Genomic DNA, 15,658 nt, shown 5'->3' on the forward strand with positions numbered 1-15,658 from the left:
GTTAGGCGACCGGCACCGAACACCTCGGGACGGGCCGCCGCACCAGGGGATGGGTGAGATGGCTGAGGGTGTTGCGGTGCGCATACGCGCGCGCGAGTTCGCGACCGGGGACGTGGAGGTGGCCCACGAGGTCCTCCGCGAGACGTACATCGAGCACCGGCATCGGGTGTTCGGCGGGGCTGTGGACTTCCAGTTCCGCCAGCACGTGGTGACCGCGGGTGAGCTGGGCATGGACAGCGTGCGGCACACCGCGACCGTGGAGACGGTCACCGACCCGCTGCCGTACCTGATGTTCGTGGTGTCGCTGAACGCCGACCTCACCGTCCGGGCCGGGCGCGACGAGCTGCGCCCCCTGCGCGGCGAATCCTTCCTCTACCCGGTCGGCCAGCCGCTGACCATCCGCTGGACCGACTTCGACCTGCGCATCCTGCGCCTGCCCGTCGACCGGGTCGCCCGGGTCGCCGCCCGCGCCGGCATCGCCCTGGCCGACTTCCGCTTCGACGCCATGAGCCCGATCTCCGCGGAGGCAGGCCGGCACTGGCGCGACACCATGGCGTACCTGTTCCACACGCTCAACACACCGGACACCCCGCTGGGCAACCCTCTGGTGCACGCGGCCGCCGTCGACCTCGCCGCCACCACCGCCATCGCGACGTTCCCCAACACCGCCACCGCCACCGGATACGTCGGCGAGCCCGGCCGGGTCGCGCCCGCGGCGCTGCGCCGCGCCGTGGCGTTCATCGACGCGCACGCGCACGAACCGGTGACGGTCGAGGACATCGCCGAGGCGGCCGGGATCTCCTCCCGGGGCCTGCAGGCGGCGTTCGCCCGGCACGCCGACAGCACCCCGATGGCATACCTGCGCCGGGTGCGGCTCGCCCGGGCCCACCGCGACCTGCAGAACGCCGACCCGACCCGCGGCGACACCGTGGCCGCGGTGGCCCGCCGCTGGGGCTTCACCAGCCTGAGCCGCTTCGCCGCCGTCTACCGCGACGAGTACGGCCGCTCGCCCCGGCAGACCCTGCGCACCTGAACAGGCTCAGGGACGCAGGTGCCGCACGCCCTCCCAGCCGTGGTCCGCGCTGACCTTGACCTTCGCCCGGCCCCCTGACCAGGTCTTGGCCAGCTTCTCGACGGCGTCGGCGGAGAACCGGGCCGAGTCGGCGTACACGTGGAAGGTCCGCACCCCGCCGCTGGTCTCGTGGGCGATCAGCGCGGCGTCGGCGAGCAGCTCGCGCAGCCGGTCCTCGAAGTCGCGCAGCGCGGTGAGCGCGTCCGGGTCGGGCATGCCGTTGTCCCGGCCCCGGAAGGCCAGCGTGATCGCGACGTGCGTGTCCAGCACCGGCCAGCGGGCGGGCTTGAGCGGGCGCTGAACTGTGGCAACACGCGGGACCTCGGCGTCGGGGCTGTTGCCCATCAGCACCCAGGTCTCCTCGCGGTACTGGTCGGCCAGCTCCGCCACCGCCGCGGCCAGCTCCTGCGGCGACCGCGCCCCGTCCAGGGGCACCGCGGTGATGTTGACGCCGCCGATCCAGATCTCGACGGCGTCCTCGCCGAGCAGCCAGGCCAGCGACAGGAACGCCACCCGGGCCCGCTGCTCCTCCGTCATGTCGGCGAAGGCGGGGTGGAAGACCACGACGTCGTACTCGCTGCGCGGCTCGTCGAGACTGAAGGCGTAACACAGCTCGGCCAGCGCCACCCGGTGGCCGTCGGCCTGGAACGTCGCCTCGAACATCTCCGGTTCGGCCTGGCGGGCGTCGTGGAACTCCCAGGTCTCGTCTGCCGCGGGTGCCGCCTGGCGCCAGCGGTGGGCGAGTGCGCGCAGTACGGGGTCGCCGGCCGCGCTGACGATGAACGCGTGCTCGGCGACCCGGCCCTTGCTGAACTCCCACTCCAGCTCAGGGTGGATGTCGTTGACGCGCGTGGACAGGTCGGCGACCAGGCCCTCGGGGAAGTCGCGGGACGCGATGGCCGCCTCGGACCGGGCGCGCAGCTGCGGCCACGCGGACCAGAACGCGGCGATCGCTGCGGAAGGATCGGGACGCCGCTTCCGGGAGAAGATCATGGTGCGGGAGCTTAACGGCAGGCGGGTCGGGGCGGAAGACTGTCGTCCGCCACCGCGGGCGGCCGGTTCCGGACGCGTGGTGGGGGGCGGGCGCTGCGAGTGGTGTGGGGTGAGGGGCAACCCGGGGTGGGGCCCGTCGGGTAGTTCCTTCCAGGACGCCATACGACGACGGGGGAGAAGACGTTGCGCCGCCACACTGCGATCATCGCTGCGGGACTATTGGTGCTGGCCGGGTGCGGCTCGCCGACGCCGGTGCAGGAGGCAGCGCCGTCGACGGTGGTCCGGATCGATTTCGCCCGGGGGCCGGATCGGCCGCTGCCGACCGAGGTGCACCTGCCGCCGGGGCAGGGCAGGCATCCGCTGGTGGTGTTCGTGCACGGCTACACGTGTTACGTGTCGGAGTATGCGGACCTGATCGCAAACTGGGTGGTGGCGGGGTTTGCGGTGGCTGCGCCTACGTTTCCGTACACGAATGGAGCGGCGGCGAAGCTCGATGTAATGGACCTGCTCAACCAGCCGCAGGACGTGACCGCGGTGCTTGACGGGGTGCTGGCTCGGGCGGCGAAGGAGGGCGATCCGCTGTATGGGCGGATCGACGCGGAACGGATCGCGGCCGGTGGGCACTCGTTGGGCGGGATGACGACGGTCGGCGCGCTTGGGAAGTGGCGTGACCCGCGGCTGAAGGCCGGGATCGTGCTCGCGGGCAGCGCCGGGGAGGTCGGCGCGGAGTTCCGGGGCGACCCGGCGGCGATGCTGTTCATCCACGGCATGGGTGACCAGGTGGTGACCATTGACAAGGGTCGTGCGGCGTACGACGCGGTCCCTTGGCCGAAGGCTTTCCTGACGCTGCCGTCCGGCACCCACCGCAATCCCTTCATGTCCCCGGCCGACCCTGACTTCGAGCTGGTCGCCGAGTCCACCACCGACTTCCTCCGCTGGCGTCTCAACGGCGACGCGGACGCCCGCAAGCGTCTGGCGGCGCTTGGAACACACTTCGTCGACCGTTTGGGCTGAATGGGTCGTCAGGCTTCAGCCAGCGAGCACGCATTCAACGCGAGCTTGAGGCTGTGCTCCGATCACGACGGCTCCCGCAGCGGAGGATTGCGGCCGCGTCGGCTGGGTGCTGCCCGCCGACGCATCACGCATCATGTCGGTTGAGGTTGGCACCGGTCGCCATCCGACCCGCGGGTTGAGTCGTGCACGCTTGACGCCTGAACCATGGGACGCATAGCTTCGCCATCCGGTGATCGGAGAGGCTCGGGATGAAGCTCAAATGGTGGACGCTGGTCGTCGCGATCGCGGGCGTTTTATTGGCGATGAACGTCCTGATGTCGGACGAGCAGGGACCGCCGTCGTCCTCGTCGACTCCGGTCCATCGACCGCCCTTGGGTTCCACCTACAACTGCCTGGTCGGAGCCTCCTGCCAGATCTATGGCGACCCTGGGGCCGCGGTCTTCAACTGCAACACCGATGAGGCTTGCGTGACCGACGCGAGATGGAGCGGCAAGGACATCAGCAGGATGACGGTGGGCGTGGGATTGCTGGCCTTGGCTTCGGTGCCGCTCTGGCGCAGGCGCCGGGTCCGGTCAGCAGACCCGGATCCCATGCCCTCGTAGCCGGTTGTGACGGGGTCGGGTCGCGACGGCTGTTACGGTCACGCCGTGGTGAGGTGGGAGCCCGGGCGTTCGGGGTTCTGCGGCTGCCGTCCGGCCGGCTGGTACGCGGGCGTGGGCTGCGCCGTCCGCTGCCCGAAGGCCCGGTCCCGGAGTTCGCGTTGTACCTGCTCGGCGACCCGCCACCCGAGACGCCCTGGCCGGCCCGGTGGGTGCGCTGGCGGGACTTCTGGCTGCCCGCGGACCGGGCGTCGTTCCGGGACGTGCTGGTCGAGGCGCTGGACCGGGCCGGTGCCGAGCGGGTCGAGGTGGCCTGCGGCGGCGGGATCGGTCGAACCGGGACGGCGCTGGCCTGCCTCGCGGTCCTGGACGGCGTGCCCGCCGATCAAGCCGTCGCCTACGTCCGGGCCGGTTACCATCCGCGTGCCGTGGAGACGCCCTGGCAGCGCCGCTTCGTCGAGCGGTTCGGCGCGAGCTGATCGAGGGGTGCCGGCGGCGTGATCGAGGCAGTACATTGCCTGCCAATCGATCACTCTCCCTCGCACGGAGTGAGGACCCCCATGAGCGCCAACCTGCCCCTGCGCGAACGCCGCATCGACATCTTCTTCGCGGTCGTGTTCAGCGTCTTCACGATCACGTCGCTGATCGCCGACCTGATGCCGACGCTGGGCTTCGACTTCAGCCAGCCGTCGGACAACTTCATCCTCAACTCCAATTACTGGTACGCCCACGACACCGACCCGCTGTTCATGAGCCCGCCGGTGTGGATGCGCATCGTCACCGGCCTGTCCGCCCTGGTCTACATGCCTTTTTACCTGGTACTGGTGTACGCCCTGATCCGCGGCCGCAACTGGATCCAGCTCCCCGCCGTCATCTACGCCACGATGATCTCCACGATCACCGGGATCATCGTCTTCGGGGTGGAGTTCTTCGGCGAGCCGCAGTGGCAGACCCCCAACCCGGTCAAGTTCCTGTCGTTCAACCTCCCGTATGTCCTGTTGCCACTGCTCCTGCTGGTGCGCATGCGCAAACCGGAGCCGTTCACCCGGCGGTTCTAGTCACGACTCGGCGTGCGCGCGGCGGCCTCACGGCATACGGTGAAGACATAGACCTGATCCGATCCGGGAGGAAGTCCATGAGACTGCGCCACCGCCGTGCGCTCGTCCTGATCGCCGTCACGACCCTGGCGTCGACCGCCGCCGCGCCCGTCCAGGCGAGCCCGCGGCCGCCCGGCCCGGAGAAGGTGCCGGTGGCCACGGGCTACGGCGGCGCGGTCGCCACCGTGGACCTCGACGCCACCCAGGTCGGCCTGGAGGTGCTGCGCAAGGGCGGCAACGCGGTCGACGCGGCGATCGCGGCGGCGGCGACGCTGGGCGTGACGGAGCCGTTCTCTGCGGGCATCGGAGGCGGCGGCTTCCTGGTCTACTACAGCGCCAAGGACCGGCGGGTGTACACCATCGACGGCCGGGAGGCCGCGCCGATGTCGATGGGGTCGACCGCTTTCGTCGACCCGGCGACCGGGCTGCCGTACGCGTTCCAGGAGGCCCGGGTCAGCGGCATCGCCGCGGGCGTGCCCGGCACCCTCGCCACCTGGGACAAGGCGCTGCGCAAGTGGGGGACCACGGACCTGGCCGACGCGCTGCGTCCGGCGGCGAAGGTGGCCGACCGCGGTTTCGTCGTCGACCCCACGTTCCGCACCCAGATCAGCGACAATGCGGCCGCGTTCGGGCAGTTCTCGTCCACGAGCGAGCTGTATCTGCCGGGCGGGGCGCCGCCCGCGGCCGGCACGGTGTTCCGCAACCCTGACCTGGCCGACACCTATCGTCTGATCGCGCGGCAGGGCACGGGCGTGTTCTACCGGGGCGCGGTGGCCCGCGACATCGTCGACACCGTGCAGCACCCGCCGGTGGCCGACGTGCCGATCGGCACCTGGGCGTTCCCGATCCGTCCCGGCACCATGGCGCTGTCCGACCTGGCGGCGTACCAGGTGCGCACGCCGTCGCCGACGCGGGTGTCCTACCGCGGCTACGACGTGTACGGCATGCCGACCCCGTCCAGCGGCGGCCAGGCCGTCGGCGAGGCGCTGAACATCCTGGAGCAGACCGACCTGAGCGCGGTCACCCGCACCGAGGCGCTGCACCAGTACCTGGAGGCGAGCGCGCTGGCGTTCGCCGACCGCAACCGCTTCGTCGGCGACCTGACCCCGCGGCCGCTGCTGGACCAGCTGCTGTCGGACGGCTTCGCCAAGGAGCGGGCCTGCCTGATCAACCCGGCGCAGGCGCTGGTCAAGCCGGTCGCCCCGGGTGAGCCGGATGGCGCCTACGGCGGCTGTGCGGCGGCCGCGCCGAGCCCGGCGGTGACCGAGGGCCAGTCGACGACCAACCTGACGGTCGCGGACCGCTGGGGCAACGTGGTCGAGTACACGCTGACCATCGAACAGACCGGCGGCAACGGCATGGTCGTGCCCGGTCGGGGCTTCCTGCTCAACAACGAGATGACCGACTTCAACTTCACCCCGACGCAGGGCAGCGCGCCCGACCCGAACCTGCCCGGTCCGGGCAAGCGCCCGCGCAGCTCGATGGCGCCGACCATCGTGCTGGCCGACGGCAGGCCGTTCCTGGCGGTCGGCACGCCCGGCGGCTCGACGATCATCACGACGGTGCTGCAGATCCTGGTGAACCGCCTCGACCTGGGCATGAGCCTGCCGGAGGCGGTCGCCGCCGCCCGCGCGACCCAGCGCAACACGGCCGCGGTGCTGGGTGAGGCCGAGTTCGCCCCGGAGATCCCCGGGCTGACGGCGCTCGGCCACACGTTCGCGGCCAGCCCAGAGATCGGAGCCGCGACCGGCATCGAGTTCCTGGGCCACGGCCGCCTGCTGGCCGCCGCCGAACCCGTCCGCCGCGGCGGCGGCTCCGCCGGGGTCGTCTGGCCCGTGGCAGGTTCGTAGCGAGCGCCCAGGCGCGCCGCAAGCCAGCGCCCGGCGCTGCACTTTCGGGGAAACTGCACGAATCCAGCGGCTGTTGGCTGCACTTTCCCCGAAAGTGCAGCGCCGCTGGGTTCGGCGGGTCCGGGAAAGGGCCGGGCGGGAGGGCCGCCGCGCGGGATCATGGGAACGTGACGAAACACCCGGACGGGCTGCGGTGAGCGGGGCGAGCACGGCGCTGCCACCGCGGCCCGGTCCCCGTCCGCGGGTGTCCATCCCGGTGCCGCACGTGTCGTATCCGCTGCAGCGCTTCCTGGCCACGGAGGCGGGCGGCGGCCTGCTGCTGCTCATCGCGACGGTGGCGGCGCTGATCTGGGCGAACCTGCCCGGCGGCGGCTACGAGCAGTTCTGGCACACCCAGGCGTCGGTCCGGATCGGCGACGCCGGGATCGACCTGGATCTGCGGCACTGGGTCAACGACCTGGCGATGGCGCTGTTCTTCCTCACCGTCGGCCTGGAGATCAGCCGCGAGGTGACGGTGGGGGAGCTGCGCCGCCCGCGGGCGGTGCTGGTGCCGGTGCTGGGCGCGCTCGGCGGGCTGATCCTGCCCGCGCTGATCTATGTGGCGTTCAACCCGTCGCCGCCGGCCCTGCACGGCTGGGGCATTCCGATCTCGACCGACACCGCGTTCCTGGTCGGCATCCTCGCCCTGTTCGGGCCGCGCTGCCCGGACCAGCTGCGGCTGTTCCTGCTGACCCTGGCCATCGCCGACGACATCGGCGCCATTCTGGTGATGGCGATCTTCTACAGCGGCGGGGTGTCGGCGCCCGCGCTGGTCGCGGTGCTGGCGCTGACCCTGGTGCTGGTGGGTCTGCGCTGGGCCCGGGTCTGGCAGCTGCAGGCGTACGTGGTCGTCGGCATGCTGCTGTGGGTGGCGGTGTTCGCGTCCGGCCTGCACCCGACGCTCGCCGGGGTGATCGTGGGACTGCTCGTGCCGGCCACGCCGGTGGAACCGGAACAGGCCGACCGGCTGCGCTTCTACGGCCGGGCGGTGCTGGAGCAGGCCGACGCCGTCCGGGCCCGGCTGGCGGCGGCCGCGGCGCGGGCGACGGTGCCGCCCAACGACCGGTTGCAGGACGCGCTGCACCCGGTCAGCGCGTTCCTGGTGATCCCGGTGTTCGGCCTGGCGAACGCGGGGGTGCGGCTGGACGCCGAGACGCTGCGGCGGGCGGTGACGTCGCCGGTCACCATCGGCATCGTGGTGGCGCTGCTGGCGGGCAAGACCATCGGCATCAGCCTCGGCGCGGCGCTCGCACTGCGCACCGGCTGGGGCGAGCTGCCGGGCCGGGTGCGCTACGGGCACCTGATCGGCGGCGCGGTGCTGGCCGGCATCGGCTTCACGATCTCGCTGTTCATCGCCGACCTGGCCTTCCCCGACCCGCTGCTGCAGGCCGAGGCCAAGATCGGCGTGCTGGTCGGCTCGCTGCTGGCGGCGGTGCTCGGCTCGGTCGCGCTCCGCTGTCTCGGTGAGCGGCTGCCCCTGTGCATGGTCGACGACGACATGGAGATGCCCGAACTGCCGACCGGCCCGTGGCGCGACCCGAGCCTCGGCCAGCGCTGACCGCCGCGGCGAGGTGTCAGCGGTGCATGCCCAGCGCGCTGCGCAGCGCGCCCAGTTCGACCTTGCCTTGGTAGAGGCGGCCGTCGGCGAACAGGGTGGGCGTGCCGCGGACCCCGGACGTCACCCCGGAGCGGTAGTCGGCCTCGACGGCGGGCCGGTAGTCCTGGACGGCCTCGCCGGTCACCGAGCCCAGGCCGAGCATCTGCGCGTAGTTCTCCAGGTCGGGGTCGGTCAGCCGGCTCTGGTGGGCGAACAGCAGGTCGTGCATCTCCCAGAACTGCTCGCCGGAGGCCTCGGCGGCCAGCGCCGCGGTCAGTGCGAACGGGTGCACGGTGAACAGCGGAAAGTGCCGGTAGACCAGGCGCACCATGCCGTCGGAGTCGTCGATAAGGCGCCGCAGCACGGGCGCGGCGGCGCCGCAGTACGGGCACTCGAAGTCGCCGTACTCCACGAGCGTGATCGGTGCGTCGGCCAGCCCGTACACGTGCCGGTCGAGGTCCACCGCGACGGACTCGGTCACTCCTGCAGCGTAGTTCGCCGGGGCGCTCAGCCGTTGGCGATCAGCGCGGCGTAGTCGGCGGCGCGCAGCGGCTCCTGGCTCAGCGAGGCGTCCGGCAGCGGCACGCCGATGCGCGCGCCCTGCTGGGTGAACACCACACCGGTGATGCCGGCGCGGCTGGTCAGCGTGCACACGATCTGGCCGAAGGCCAGCACGTCGTCGTTGCGTCCGGTGCTCTCGATGCCCGCCGGCAGCTCGACGTGCGCGATGTCGTCGAGCAACTGCACCGACGCGATGACGCCGCGGCCGCCGAGGGCGGTGCCGAGGCCGCGGTCCTGCTCCGCCTCGGTCGGCCCGGCCAGCAGGTCGCCGAGCAGGTGCTGCGGGTCGGGTTCGGTGGGCAGCCGCCGCTGCACGGCAACCAGCGAGCCGTCACGGATCAGGTACAGGCTCTCGGCGGCGGGGCCGGACGCGGCGGCCGACGGAGCCCCCGTCGCCATGCGCGACGGCGTGCCGACCTCGATGACGCGCGGGGTGTCCTCGACTGGCACCCCGCACCCGGCGACCAGCAGCGCCACCAGTGGCGGCAGCATCAGCAGTGACCGCAGCACCCGCCGCGGCCTCCGCAGGGACGACGGCAGCACCGGGACGGACCTCGCAGACGGCGGCATCGGCGGGCGAGCCTGAGCGCGGCGGATCACGAGGCGACCCTCGGCAGGTCGATACGGAAGCGGGCACCGCCGCCGGGGCGGTCGGTCACGTGCACCCGGCCGCCGTGCGCCTGCACGTGCTGGGCGACCAGGGACAACCCGAGGCCGGTGCCTTCGCTGTCACCGCGGGCCCCGGCGGTGCGCCCGCGTACGAACCGGTCGAAGATCGACTCGCGGTCGGCCGGGCTGACGCCGGGCCCCTCGTCGTCGACCTCGACGTAGTACCCGATCATCCGGCGGCCGCCCAGGCGCACCGCCACCGCGCCGCCGCCGTGGCTTTGCGCGTTGTCGATGAGGTTGACCAGGATCTGCTCGAAGCGCCGCCGGTCGACCTGCCAGATCGCGTCACTGCCCGGGGCCACCGACACCAGGTTCACGCCGAGTCCGCGGGCCCGGCACAGGCGGCGGGCCAGCGCGGGCACGTCGACCGAGGCGCGGTCGGCGGCCTGGTCGCTGCGCGACAGCTCGATCAGGTCGGTGACCAGGGCCTGGAACCGCTCGACCTCATCGGTGAGCAGCGCCGCGGCGGTCGCCGTACGCGGGTCGAGGTGCGCGCGCCGGCGGGCCAGCACGCTCGCGGCCGCGGACAGGGTCTGCAGCGGTGAGCGCAGCTCGTGGCTGACGTCGGCGGCGAACCGGCGGTCGCGGTCCATGCGCCGCGACAGCTGGTCGACCATCAGGTTGAACGAGGTGGTCAGCCGGGCCAGTTCGGGTTCGGCGGCGGGGTCGAGCCGGGCACTGTGGTCACCGGCGGCGATCTCGCTGGCGGCGTTGGCGACCGAGGTGAGCGGGCGCAGCACCCGCCGGGCCGCGTACGAGCCCAGCAGCGCCCCGGCCCCGGCGGTGCCGATCGCGACGAGCGTCAGCACCAGTGCGAGCACCTTCAGCGAGCGGTCCAGCTCGCGCATGAAGTCGACCTCGTAGAGGGACGTGCCGTCGCCGAGCGGCACCGCGATCACCATGGCGGGCACGCCGTCGACGCGTACCCGCTGGATGCCCGGCTCGCCCTGGTCGGCCAGCCGTACCAGGCCGTCGGGGATCTCGGCGGCGGTGTTGGCGGTGTCCACCTGGGCGGAGAACCAGCGGCCCTCGCGGCGCAGGAACGCGCGCCGGTCCGCGCCGGTGTTCAGGGTGCTGAGCGCGGTCAGCGCGTCGGGGGAGTCGGCGTCGAGGCCGGACGCGACGATCGCCGCGTCCAGCGACACGGCGCGCACCGCCGAGTCCTCCCGCTGGGCCAGCAGGAACCGCTCGGTGAGCTGGTAGGACAGCGCGCCCATGACGGTGGACACGCCCAGCGCGCCGACGGCGAAGCCCGCCGTCACCCGCGCCCGCAGCCCCGGTTTGCGGATCATCTCTGCAGCTTGTAGCCGAGGCCGCGGACGGTCACCAGCCGGGCCGGGGCGCCGGGGTCGTCCTCGACCTTCTGGCGCAGCCGTCCGATGTGCACGTCGACCAAACGCTCGTCGCCGAAGTCGTACTCCCACACCCGCTCCAGCAGCTGCTGGCGCGACAGCACCTGGCCGGCGTGCTCGGCCAGCTCGCACAGCAGCCGGAACTCGGTGCGGGTCAGCGCCACCTGGTTGCCGCGCAGCAGCACCTCCCCGGCCTGGGGCCGGATCTCCAGCTCGCCGACCACGGAGGTGCGGGGGCCGGGCGCGGTCGCCGCGCGGGCCCGCCGCCGCAACGCCCGCAGCCGGGCGGTGAGCTCCTTGACCGCGATCGGCTTGACGACGTAGTCGTCGGCGCCGGCCTCCAGCGCGGCGACGATGTCGTGCGTGTCGTCGCGGGCGCTGACCACCACGATCGGCACGTCGTCGGCCCGGCGCAGCTCGCGGATGCACTCGAACCCGTCGATGCCGGGCAGCATCAGGTCCACGAGCACGGTGTCGGCGGGCTCGCGGCGCTGGCGGACCAGCCCCTCCTCGGCGGTCGCGGCGGAGGAGACGGTGTAGCCCTCATCCTCCAGCGCCAGGGTCAATGACAGGCGGATGCGGTCGTCGTCCTCGATGACCAGTACGGCAACCATGGCCGCATCATCGCCCAACAACCCGCCGTGCGGCCAGTGGCGGCCCGCCGACCTCGTACCCGCCGGGCCGGGTGTGCCGGGCGTGACCGCCCGCGGGCAGCCGCCGGGCGCGCCGCTCCGGCGTCGCCGCCACGCCGACACCGCGCGTCCCCATCGCGGTGATCAGGTGTTCGGCCCAGCCGTCGAGCGCGGGCGGGGCGTCGGCGTGCCGGGCCCGCGGGGCCGGCCCGTAGCGGCCCGTGGCCTGCGCGATGGCGTCGGCGAAGGAGCCGGTGTCGTGCGGGTTGACCGCGATCGCGCCCGGCAGGTCGGTGACACCGCTGGTCAGCTCGCTGACCACGACCGTCGCGCCGAGCTCGCCGCGGGCCGCGATGAACTCGTGCGCGGCCGTCACGGTGCCGTGGTGGGTCGGCGTGACCAGCATGCCGTCGCAGGCCAGGTACAGCGCGGCCAGGTCGCGGCGGTCGGGCTCGGCGCGTACGTAGTGGACGACCGCCTGCCCGACGCTGGCGTGCGTTCCGTTGATCTTCGCGATGAGCCGGTCGACGCGTTCGCGCTGCGCGTCCTCGGCCGGGGTGCGCGGATCGCCGCAGGCCACGTGCAGCAGCGCGACCTCGCCCGGGGCGGGCCGGTGCTCGGCGAGGAACCGTTCGAAGGCGTGCAGCCGCTGCTCGACGGCGTCCGCGGGATCCCACCCGGCGACCGACAGCAGCACCGTCCCGGTCACTCGCATCGCCTCGCGGACCCGCCCGCCGGCCGCCCGGACCGGGGCCAGCCGGCCCAGCCGCCGGGCTCCCGCGGTGTCGGGGGGCAGGGGATACGCGATGACCCGCAGTGCCCGGTGTCCGAGCGTGATGCGGCCGTCGCGCACCGGCAGGCCGTGCACCCGCTCGGCGAGGTCCAGCAGGTTGTCCACGGCGCGGTGGTGCGGCAGCGCGATCACGTCCGCCCCGAGCAGCCCGGACAGCAGTGCCCGGTGCTCGGGCAGCCGGGCGAACGACTCCGCGGGCGGGAACGTGCTGTGCAGGTGCGCGACGACGGTCAGGTCCGGACGCATCCGGCGCAGCATGCGCGGGAGCAGCTGCAGCTGGTGGCCGTGGGTCCACACCGTCGCCGAGGCCGACGCCGACGCGGCCACGGCGGCGGCGACCCGGCGGTTGACCGCCAGGTAGCTCTCGAACCAGCCGCTCGGGAAGTCGACGGGCTGGTGGTGGCACAGGGAGCGGAGCAGGCTCGCGCCGAGCGCGGCGGCGTCGGCCCGCGCGGGCGGGTTAACGCCGAGCACGCCGTCGCCGGAGCCCTCGCCGCCGGCGGGCGCCCACGCCCCGGACCTGCCCGCGACGAGCGGCCGCAGCGACGCCAGCGCGGCGTCGACGTGGTCGCGGCTGTCGTCGGGATCGGCTGCGGGCAGGCGGTCCGTGGCCACGACCAGGCCGTACCGTCGCCCGCGGCTCACGGTGTCACCTGCCGCGGCGGTTCGGGCTCCGGGTTGAGCACCTGCAGCACCCGGTCGACGCGGGCCAGCTTCAGGTTGCGCCGCGCCCGCGCGGACGGCGAGCGCAGCGCGACGGTGCCGCCGTCGCGCATGGCCCGGCGGTGGGTGTCCAGCAGCAGCAGGATGCCGGCCGCGTCGATCAGCTCGCAGTCGGCGAGGTCGATGACGAGCTGGCGCGGGTGCAGCGCCAGGGCCTCCTCCAGCACGTCGTTCACGCTCGGCGCGGACCGCACGTCCAGATCGCCGCGTACCTGCACCTCGACCAACGGCACGACCTGCGTCGCGCCGGCGGGGACCACGTCGTCCACCGTCACCTCCTGGAATGGACCCCGAGCCTTACCCGCCGGTACGGCGATCATCCGGCGGAACTGTGACAGTTGTGTGACAGTTCCGCTGTTTCGTGTCAGGACTCGGTGTTCCGGCCGTCCGGGCGGTCAGGTTGGAGGTCCGGACCGGACCGCGACGGCGCGGGGCGGGGGCTGTGCCGCCTGCCGAGTAGGCTGCTGACCAGGATCGCCGACGGGGAGGACCTGATCATGAGCGCGAGTCCGCATCGGATCACGACACCGGAACAGCTGCGCGCGCTGCTGGGGGAGCCCACCGCGGCGGCCGCCGGCAAGACCCGCACCAGCCTGCACGAGCACGACCGGACGTGGCTGGCCGCGTCGCCGTTCTGCCTCGTGGCCACCGCGCACGCCGACGGCAGCTGCGACGTGTCGCCCAAGGGCGATCCGGCCGGCTTCACGCTGGTGCTCGACGACACCACCATCGCGATCCCGGAGCGTCCGGGCAACCGGCGCGCCGACGGGTTCTTCAACATCCTGTCGAACCCGCAGGTCGGCCTGCTGTACGTGATCCCGGGCCGGACGGACACGCTGCGCATCAACGGGCACGCGGAGCTGGTCTCCGACGCTCCGTTCTTCGACGACATGGTGGTCAAGGGCCACCGGCCGCAGCTGGCCGTGATCGTGTCGATCGAAGAGGTGTTCTATCACTGCTCGAAGTCGTTCCTGCGTTCGGCGTTGTGGAAGCCCGAGGGCTGGCAGCCGGACGCGGTCCCGTCGCGGCCGCAGCTCGCGCGGACCTTCGAGCGTCCGCACCAGTCCATTGAGGAGCTGGAGGCCCACTACGGGCCCGGCTACGAGGAGAAGATCTACAGCTGAAATACGCCCGGCGGGTGATATCGGCCGGGTGAGCAGGCAGGTAGCGTCAGGGCCGATCCCCGAATGGGAGGTGTCGGACATGTCAGGCTTGCCGCTCCACGACTTGCGCCAGGTGCCCGACGAGACGCTCTACCTGCGCTTGATCGTGCTGCGCAGGCACTTCCCGGATGACTTCGATGCCGAGGACTACGACTACCGCCGCAACGTGTGGGAGGCGGCCAACCGCGCCGTGCAGGGGGAGATCCGTCGCCGCCGGGCCGAGCCGCCGAAGTGGTGGGTCGCCGAGCGCGGTGAGCCGGCGGAGGTCCGGCAGCGCCGGTTCGGCACGATCGTCGCCTACCTCGTCGGGGGCGGGCTGGTGGTGCTGCTGTCGGGCATCCCGTACCTCGCCGTGCCGCTGATGGTGACCGTGCTGGCCAGCGGCGCCACCTGGCTCGTGCCGGAGGTGCTGCGCAACCAGCGCCAGCCGTTCCTGCAGCCCATCCCGCGCCCCCGGCTGCCCCGGGACTGAGCCACGGACCCGGCCGAGCCGCCCCGGAGGCCGTCGCTCAGCCGGGCGCGAGGCGGAACGTGTGCACGCTCTGCCAGTGCCGGCCGGTCACCAGCCGCAGCTGACCGGTGCCCAGCTCGTACGTCACCGACCAGCGGGTGTTCGACTGGGACACCGCCCGCAGCAGGCCCATCGCGTCCACCTCGGTCACCGTGCCGCCGGAGCGGCCGAGCGAGTCGGTGAGGATGCGGTAGCGCTGGTCATGACGCCGCTCCTGCTCGCCGACGCCGATGAGCGGGACGTTCGTCAGCGCCTGCCACGGGCCGGTGCGGCGCTCGACCTGCTGCCGTCCGGCGGTGAACTCGACCAGCGCCGACGCGCCCGAGGCGTCCGCGAGCAGGTAGTGCAGCGGCGGACCGCCGGTGAAGTCGATGTTGTGCCGGTCGAACACGGCCAGCGCCTCGTCGACCGTGGCCGCCTGGTCCAGGACCAGGCGCAGGATGCGTACGCTGCCCACGGTCGGTTTGGCCGGGTCGGGCGTGGCGGATGCGCCCTCGTCGGCGGCCATGCCCACGGCCAGCCCGCGCTCATTGAGCCCGTCGAACGGCAGCAGCGGTGCGTCGAGCAGGCGGCGGTCGCCCTGCGGGTCGTCGGCGGCGGTCAGTCCCAGGTAGCGCAGGTCGACCAGGGAGATCGAGGCGTACCCGTCCGGCGGGTCGGCCCGCAGCACCAGCGCCGGGTTCGGGTCCCAGTCGAAGTTGCGCCCGAACATTGGCCGGGCCGGGTCGCCGAAGGCGGCGAACAGCGAGCACCCGAACGGCGTCGCGGCCGTCGGCTGCGGGCCGGGTGCCGAGGTGTCGTAGTCGCCGGTGTAGGTCATCTCGTACAGCGGCAGGTCGTCGACGCGCCGCAGGCTGGCCAGCGTGGCGTCCGCCTCGGCGGCCGACTGCCGTGACGCCGCGCCCGGCGCGGGCGGGGACGACGGTGCGGGGGTGCACGAGGCCAGGACGAGCAGCAGCGCGAACCCGAACCGTCTCATGGCTCCACAGTGGC

General features: G+C 72.9%; 17 protein-coding genes. 9 read left to right on the forward strand and 8 right to left on the reverse strand.

The window, feature by feature from the left end; all coding sequences use genetic code 11:
• Positions 1-58: 58 nt before the first annotated feature.
• Entirely contained in the window at positions 59-1,033 is a 975-nt protein-coding gene (locus tag F9C41_RS40045; RefSeq protein ID WP_196280164.1) for an AraC family transcriptional regulator, read from the forward strand.
• A 6-nt stretch (positions 1,034-1,039) separates the two neighbouring features.
• Here the strand turns inward: F9C41_RS40045 and F9C41_RS40050 are convergent, their stop codons facing one another.
• Positions 1,040-2,065 (reverse strand): DUF695 domain-containing protein, encoded by a 1,026-nt coding sequence (locus F9C41_RS40050; protein WP_155392078.1) that lies wholly within the window; start codon positions 2,063-2,065, stop codon positions 1,040-1,042.
• Between the two features lie 183 nt (positions 2,066-2,248).
• Between F9C41_RS40050 and F9C41_RS40055 the strand changes: the two genes are divergently transcribed.
• From F9C41_RS40055 to nhaA, 6 genes are all read left to right on the forward strand, one after another.
• Positions 2,249-3,079 (forward strand): alpha/beta hydrolase family protein, encoded by an 831-nt coding sequence (locus F9C41_RS40055; RefSeq protein WP_155392079.1) that lies wholly within the window; start codon positions 2,249-2,251, stop codon positions 3,077-3,079.
• Positions 3,080-3,327: 248 nt separating this feature from the next.
• Entirely contained in the window at positions 3,328-3,681 is a 354-nt protein-coding gene (locus F9C41_RS40060; protein WP_155392080.1) for a hypothetical protein, read from the forward strand.
• A gap of 53 nt (positions 3,682-3,734) precedes the next feature.
• Positions 3,735-4,157: a protein-tyrosine phosphatase family protein gene (locus F9C41_RS40065; RefSeq protein WP_155392081.1), complete on the forward strand. Its 423-nt coding sequence runs from the start codon at positions 3,735-3,737 to the stop codon at positions 4,155-4,157.
• Positions 4,158-4,238: 81 nt separating this feature from the next.
• Complete coding sequence (locus tag F9C41_RS40070; protein ID WP_155392082.1) at positions 4,239-4,736, forward strand: EXPERA domain-containing protein; 498 nt, start codon at positions 4,239-4,241, stop codon at positions 4,734-4,736.
• 77 nt (positions 4,737-4,813) lie between these two features.
• Positions 4,814-6,625 (forward strand): gamma-glutamyltransferase, encoded by a 1,812-nt coding sequence (gene ggt, locus F9C41_RS40075; RefSeq protein WP_155392083.1) that lies wholly within the window; start codon positions 4,814-4,816, stop codon positions 6,623-6,625.
• Between the two features lie 244 nt (positions 6,626-6,869).
• On the forward strand, positions 6,870-8,222 hold the full coding sequence (gene nhaA, locus F9C41_RS40080) for a Na+/H+ antiporter NhaA (RefSeq protein WP_230690378.1): 1,353 nt from the start codon (positions 6,870-6,872) through the stop codon (positions 8,220-8,222).
• Positions 8,223-8,238: 16 nt separating this feature from the next.
• Here the strand turns inward: nhaA and F9C41_RS40085 are convergent, their stop codons facing one another.
• The 6 genes from F9C41_RS40085 to F9C41_RS40110 all read right to left on the reverse strand — a co-directional run bounded on the left by F9C41_RS40085 (position 8,239) and on the right by F9C41_RS40110 (position 13,260).
• Entirely contained in the window at positions 8,239-8,742 is a 504-nt protein-coding gene (locus tag F9C41_RS40085) for a DsbA family protein (protein WP_155392084.1), read from the reverse strand.
• Between the two features lie 26 nt (positions 8,743-8,768).
• The gene (locus tag F9C41_RS40090) at positions 8,769-9,332 is read right to left on the reverse strand and encodes a GerMN domain-containing protein (protein WP_196280165.1); all 564 of its coding nucleotides are present in this window, start codon (positions 9,330-9,332) and stop codon (positions 8,769-8,771) included.
• An 86-nt stretch (positions 9,333-9,418) separates the two neighbouring features.
• Entirely contained in the window at positions 9,419-10,780 is a 1,362-nt protein-coding gene (locus F9C41_RS40095; RefSeq protein ID WP_407924787.1) for a sensor histidine kinase, read from the reverse strand.
• Entirely contained in the window at positions 10,780-11,457 is a 678-nt protein-coding gene (locus tag F9C41_RS40100) for a response regulator transcription factor (RefSeq protein ID WP_155392087.1), read from the reverse strand. Before F9C41_RS40100 ends, F9C41_RS40095 begins: the two co-directional genes overlap by 1 nt.
• A gap of 7 nt (positions 11,458-11,464) precedes the next feature.
• A complete protein-coding gene (locus F9C41_RS40105; RefSeq protein WP_155392088.1) occupies positions 11,465-12,913 on the reverse strand; it encodes a trehalose-6-phosphate synthase in 1,449 nt (482 codons plus the stop codon).
• Complete coding sequence (locus F9C41_RS40110) at positions 12,910-13,260, reverse strand: STAS domain-containing protein (protein WP_170212919.1); 351 nt, start codon at positions 13,258-13,260, stop codon at positions 12,910-12,912. The genes F9C41_RS40105 and F9C41_RS40110 overlap by 4 nt, the downstream gene beginning before the upstream one ends.
• 228 nt (positions 13,261-13,488) lie before the next feature.
• On the opposite strand from F9C41_RS40110, the gene F9C41_RS40115 reads away from it, so the two are divergent.
• A complete protein-coding gene (locus F9C41_RS40115) occupies positions 13,489-14,115 on the forward strand; it encodes a pyridoxamine 5'-phosphate oxidase family protein (protein ID WP_155392089.1) in 627 nt (208 codons plus the stop codon).
• Positions 14,116-14,194: 79 nt separating this feature from the next.
• The gene (locus tag F9C41_RS40120) at positions 14,195-14,626 is read left to right on the forward strand and encodes a hypothetical protein (protein ID WP_155392090.1); all 432 of its coding nucleotides are present in this window, start codon (positions 14,195-14,197) and stop codon (positions 14,624-14,626) included.
• 37 nt (positions 14,627-14,663) lie between these two features.
• Here the strand turns inward: F9C41_RS40120 and F9C41_RS40125 are convergent, their stop codons facing one another.
• Positions 14,664-15,644, reverse strand: a complete 981-nt coding sequence (locus F9C41_RS40125; RefSeq protein ID WP_155392091.1) for a carcinine hydrolase/isopenicillin-N N-acyltransferase family protein — start codon at positions 15,642-15,644, stop codon at positions 14,664-14,666.
• Positions 15,645-15,658: the final 14 nt, after the last annotated feature.

It is taken from the genome of Catellatospora paridis, from assembly GCF_009720365.1.
Lineage (GTDB): Bacteria > Actinomycetota > Actinomycetes > Mycobacteriales > Micromonosporaceae > Catellatospora > Catellatospora paridis.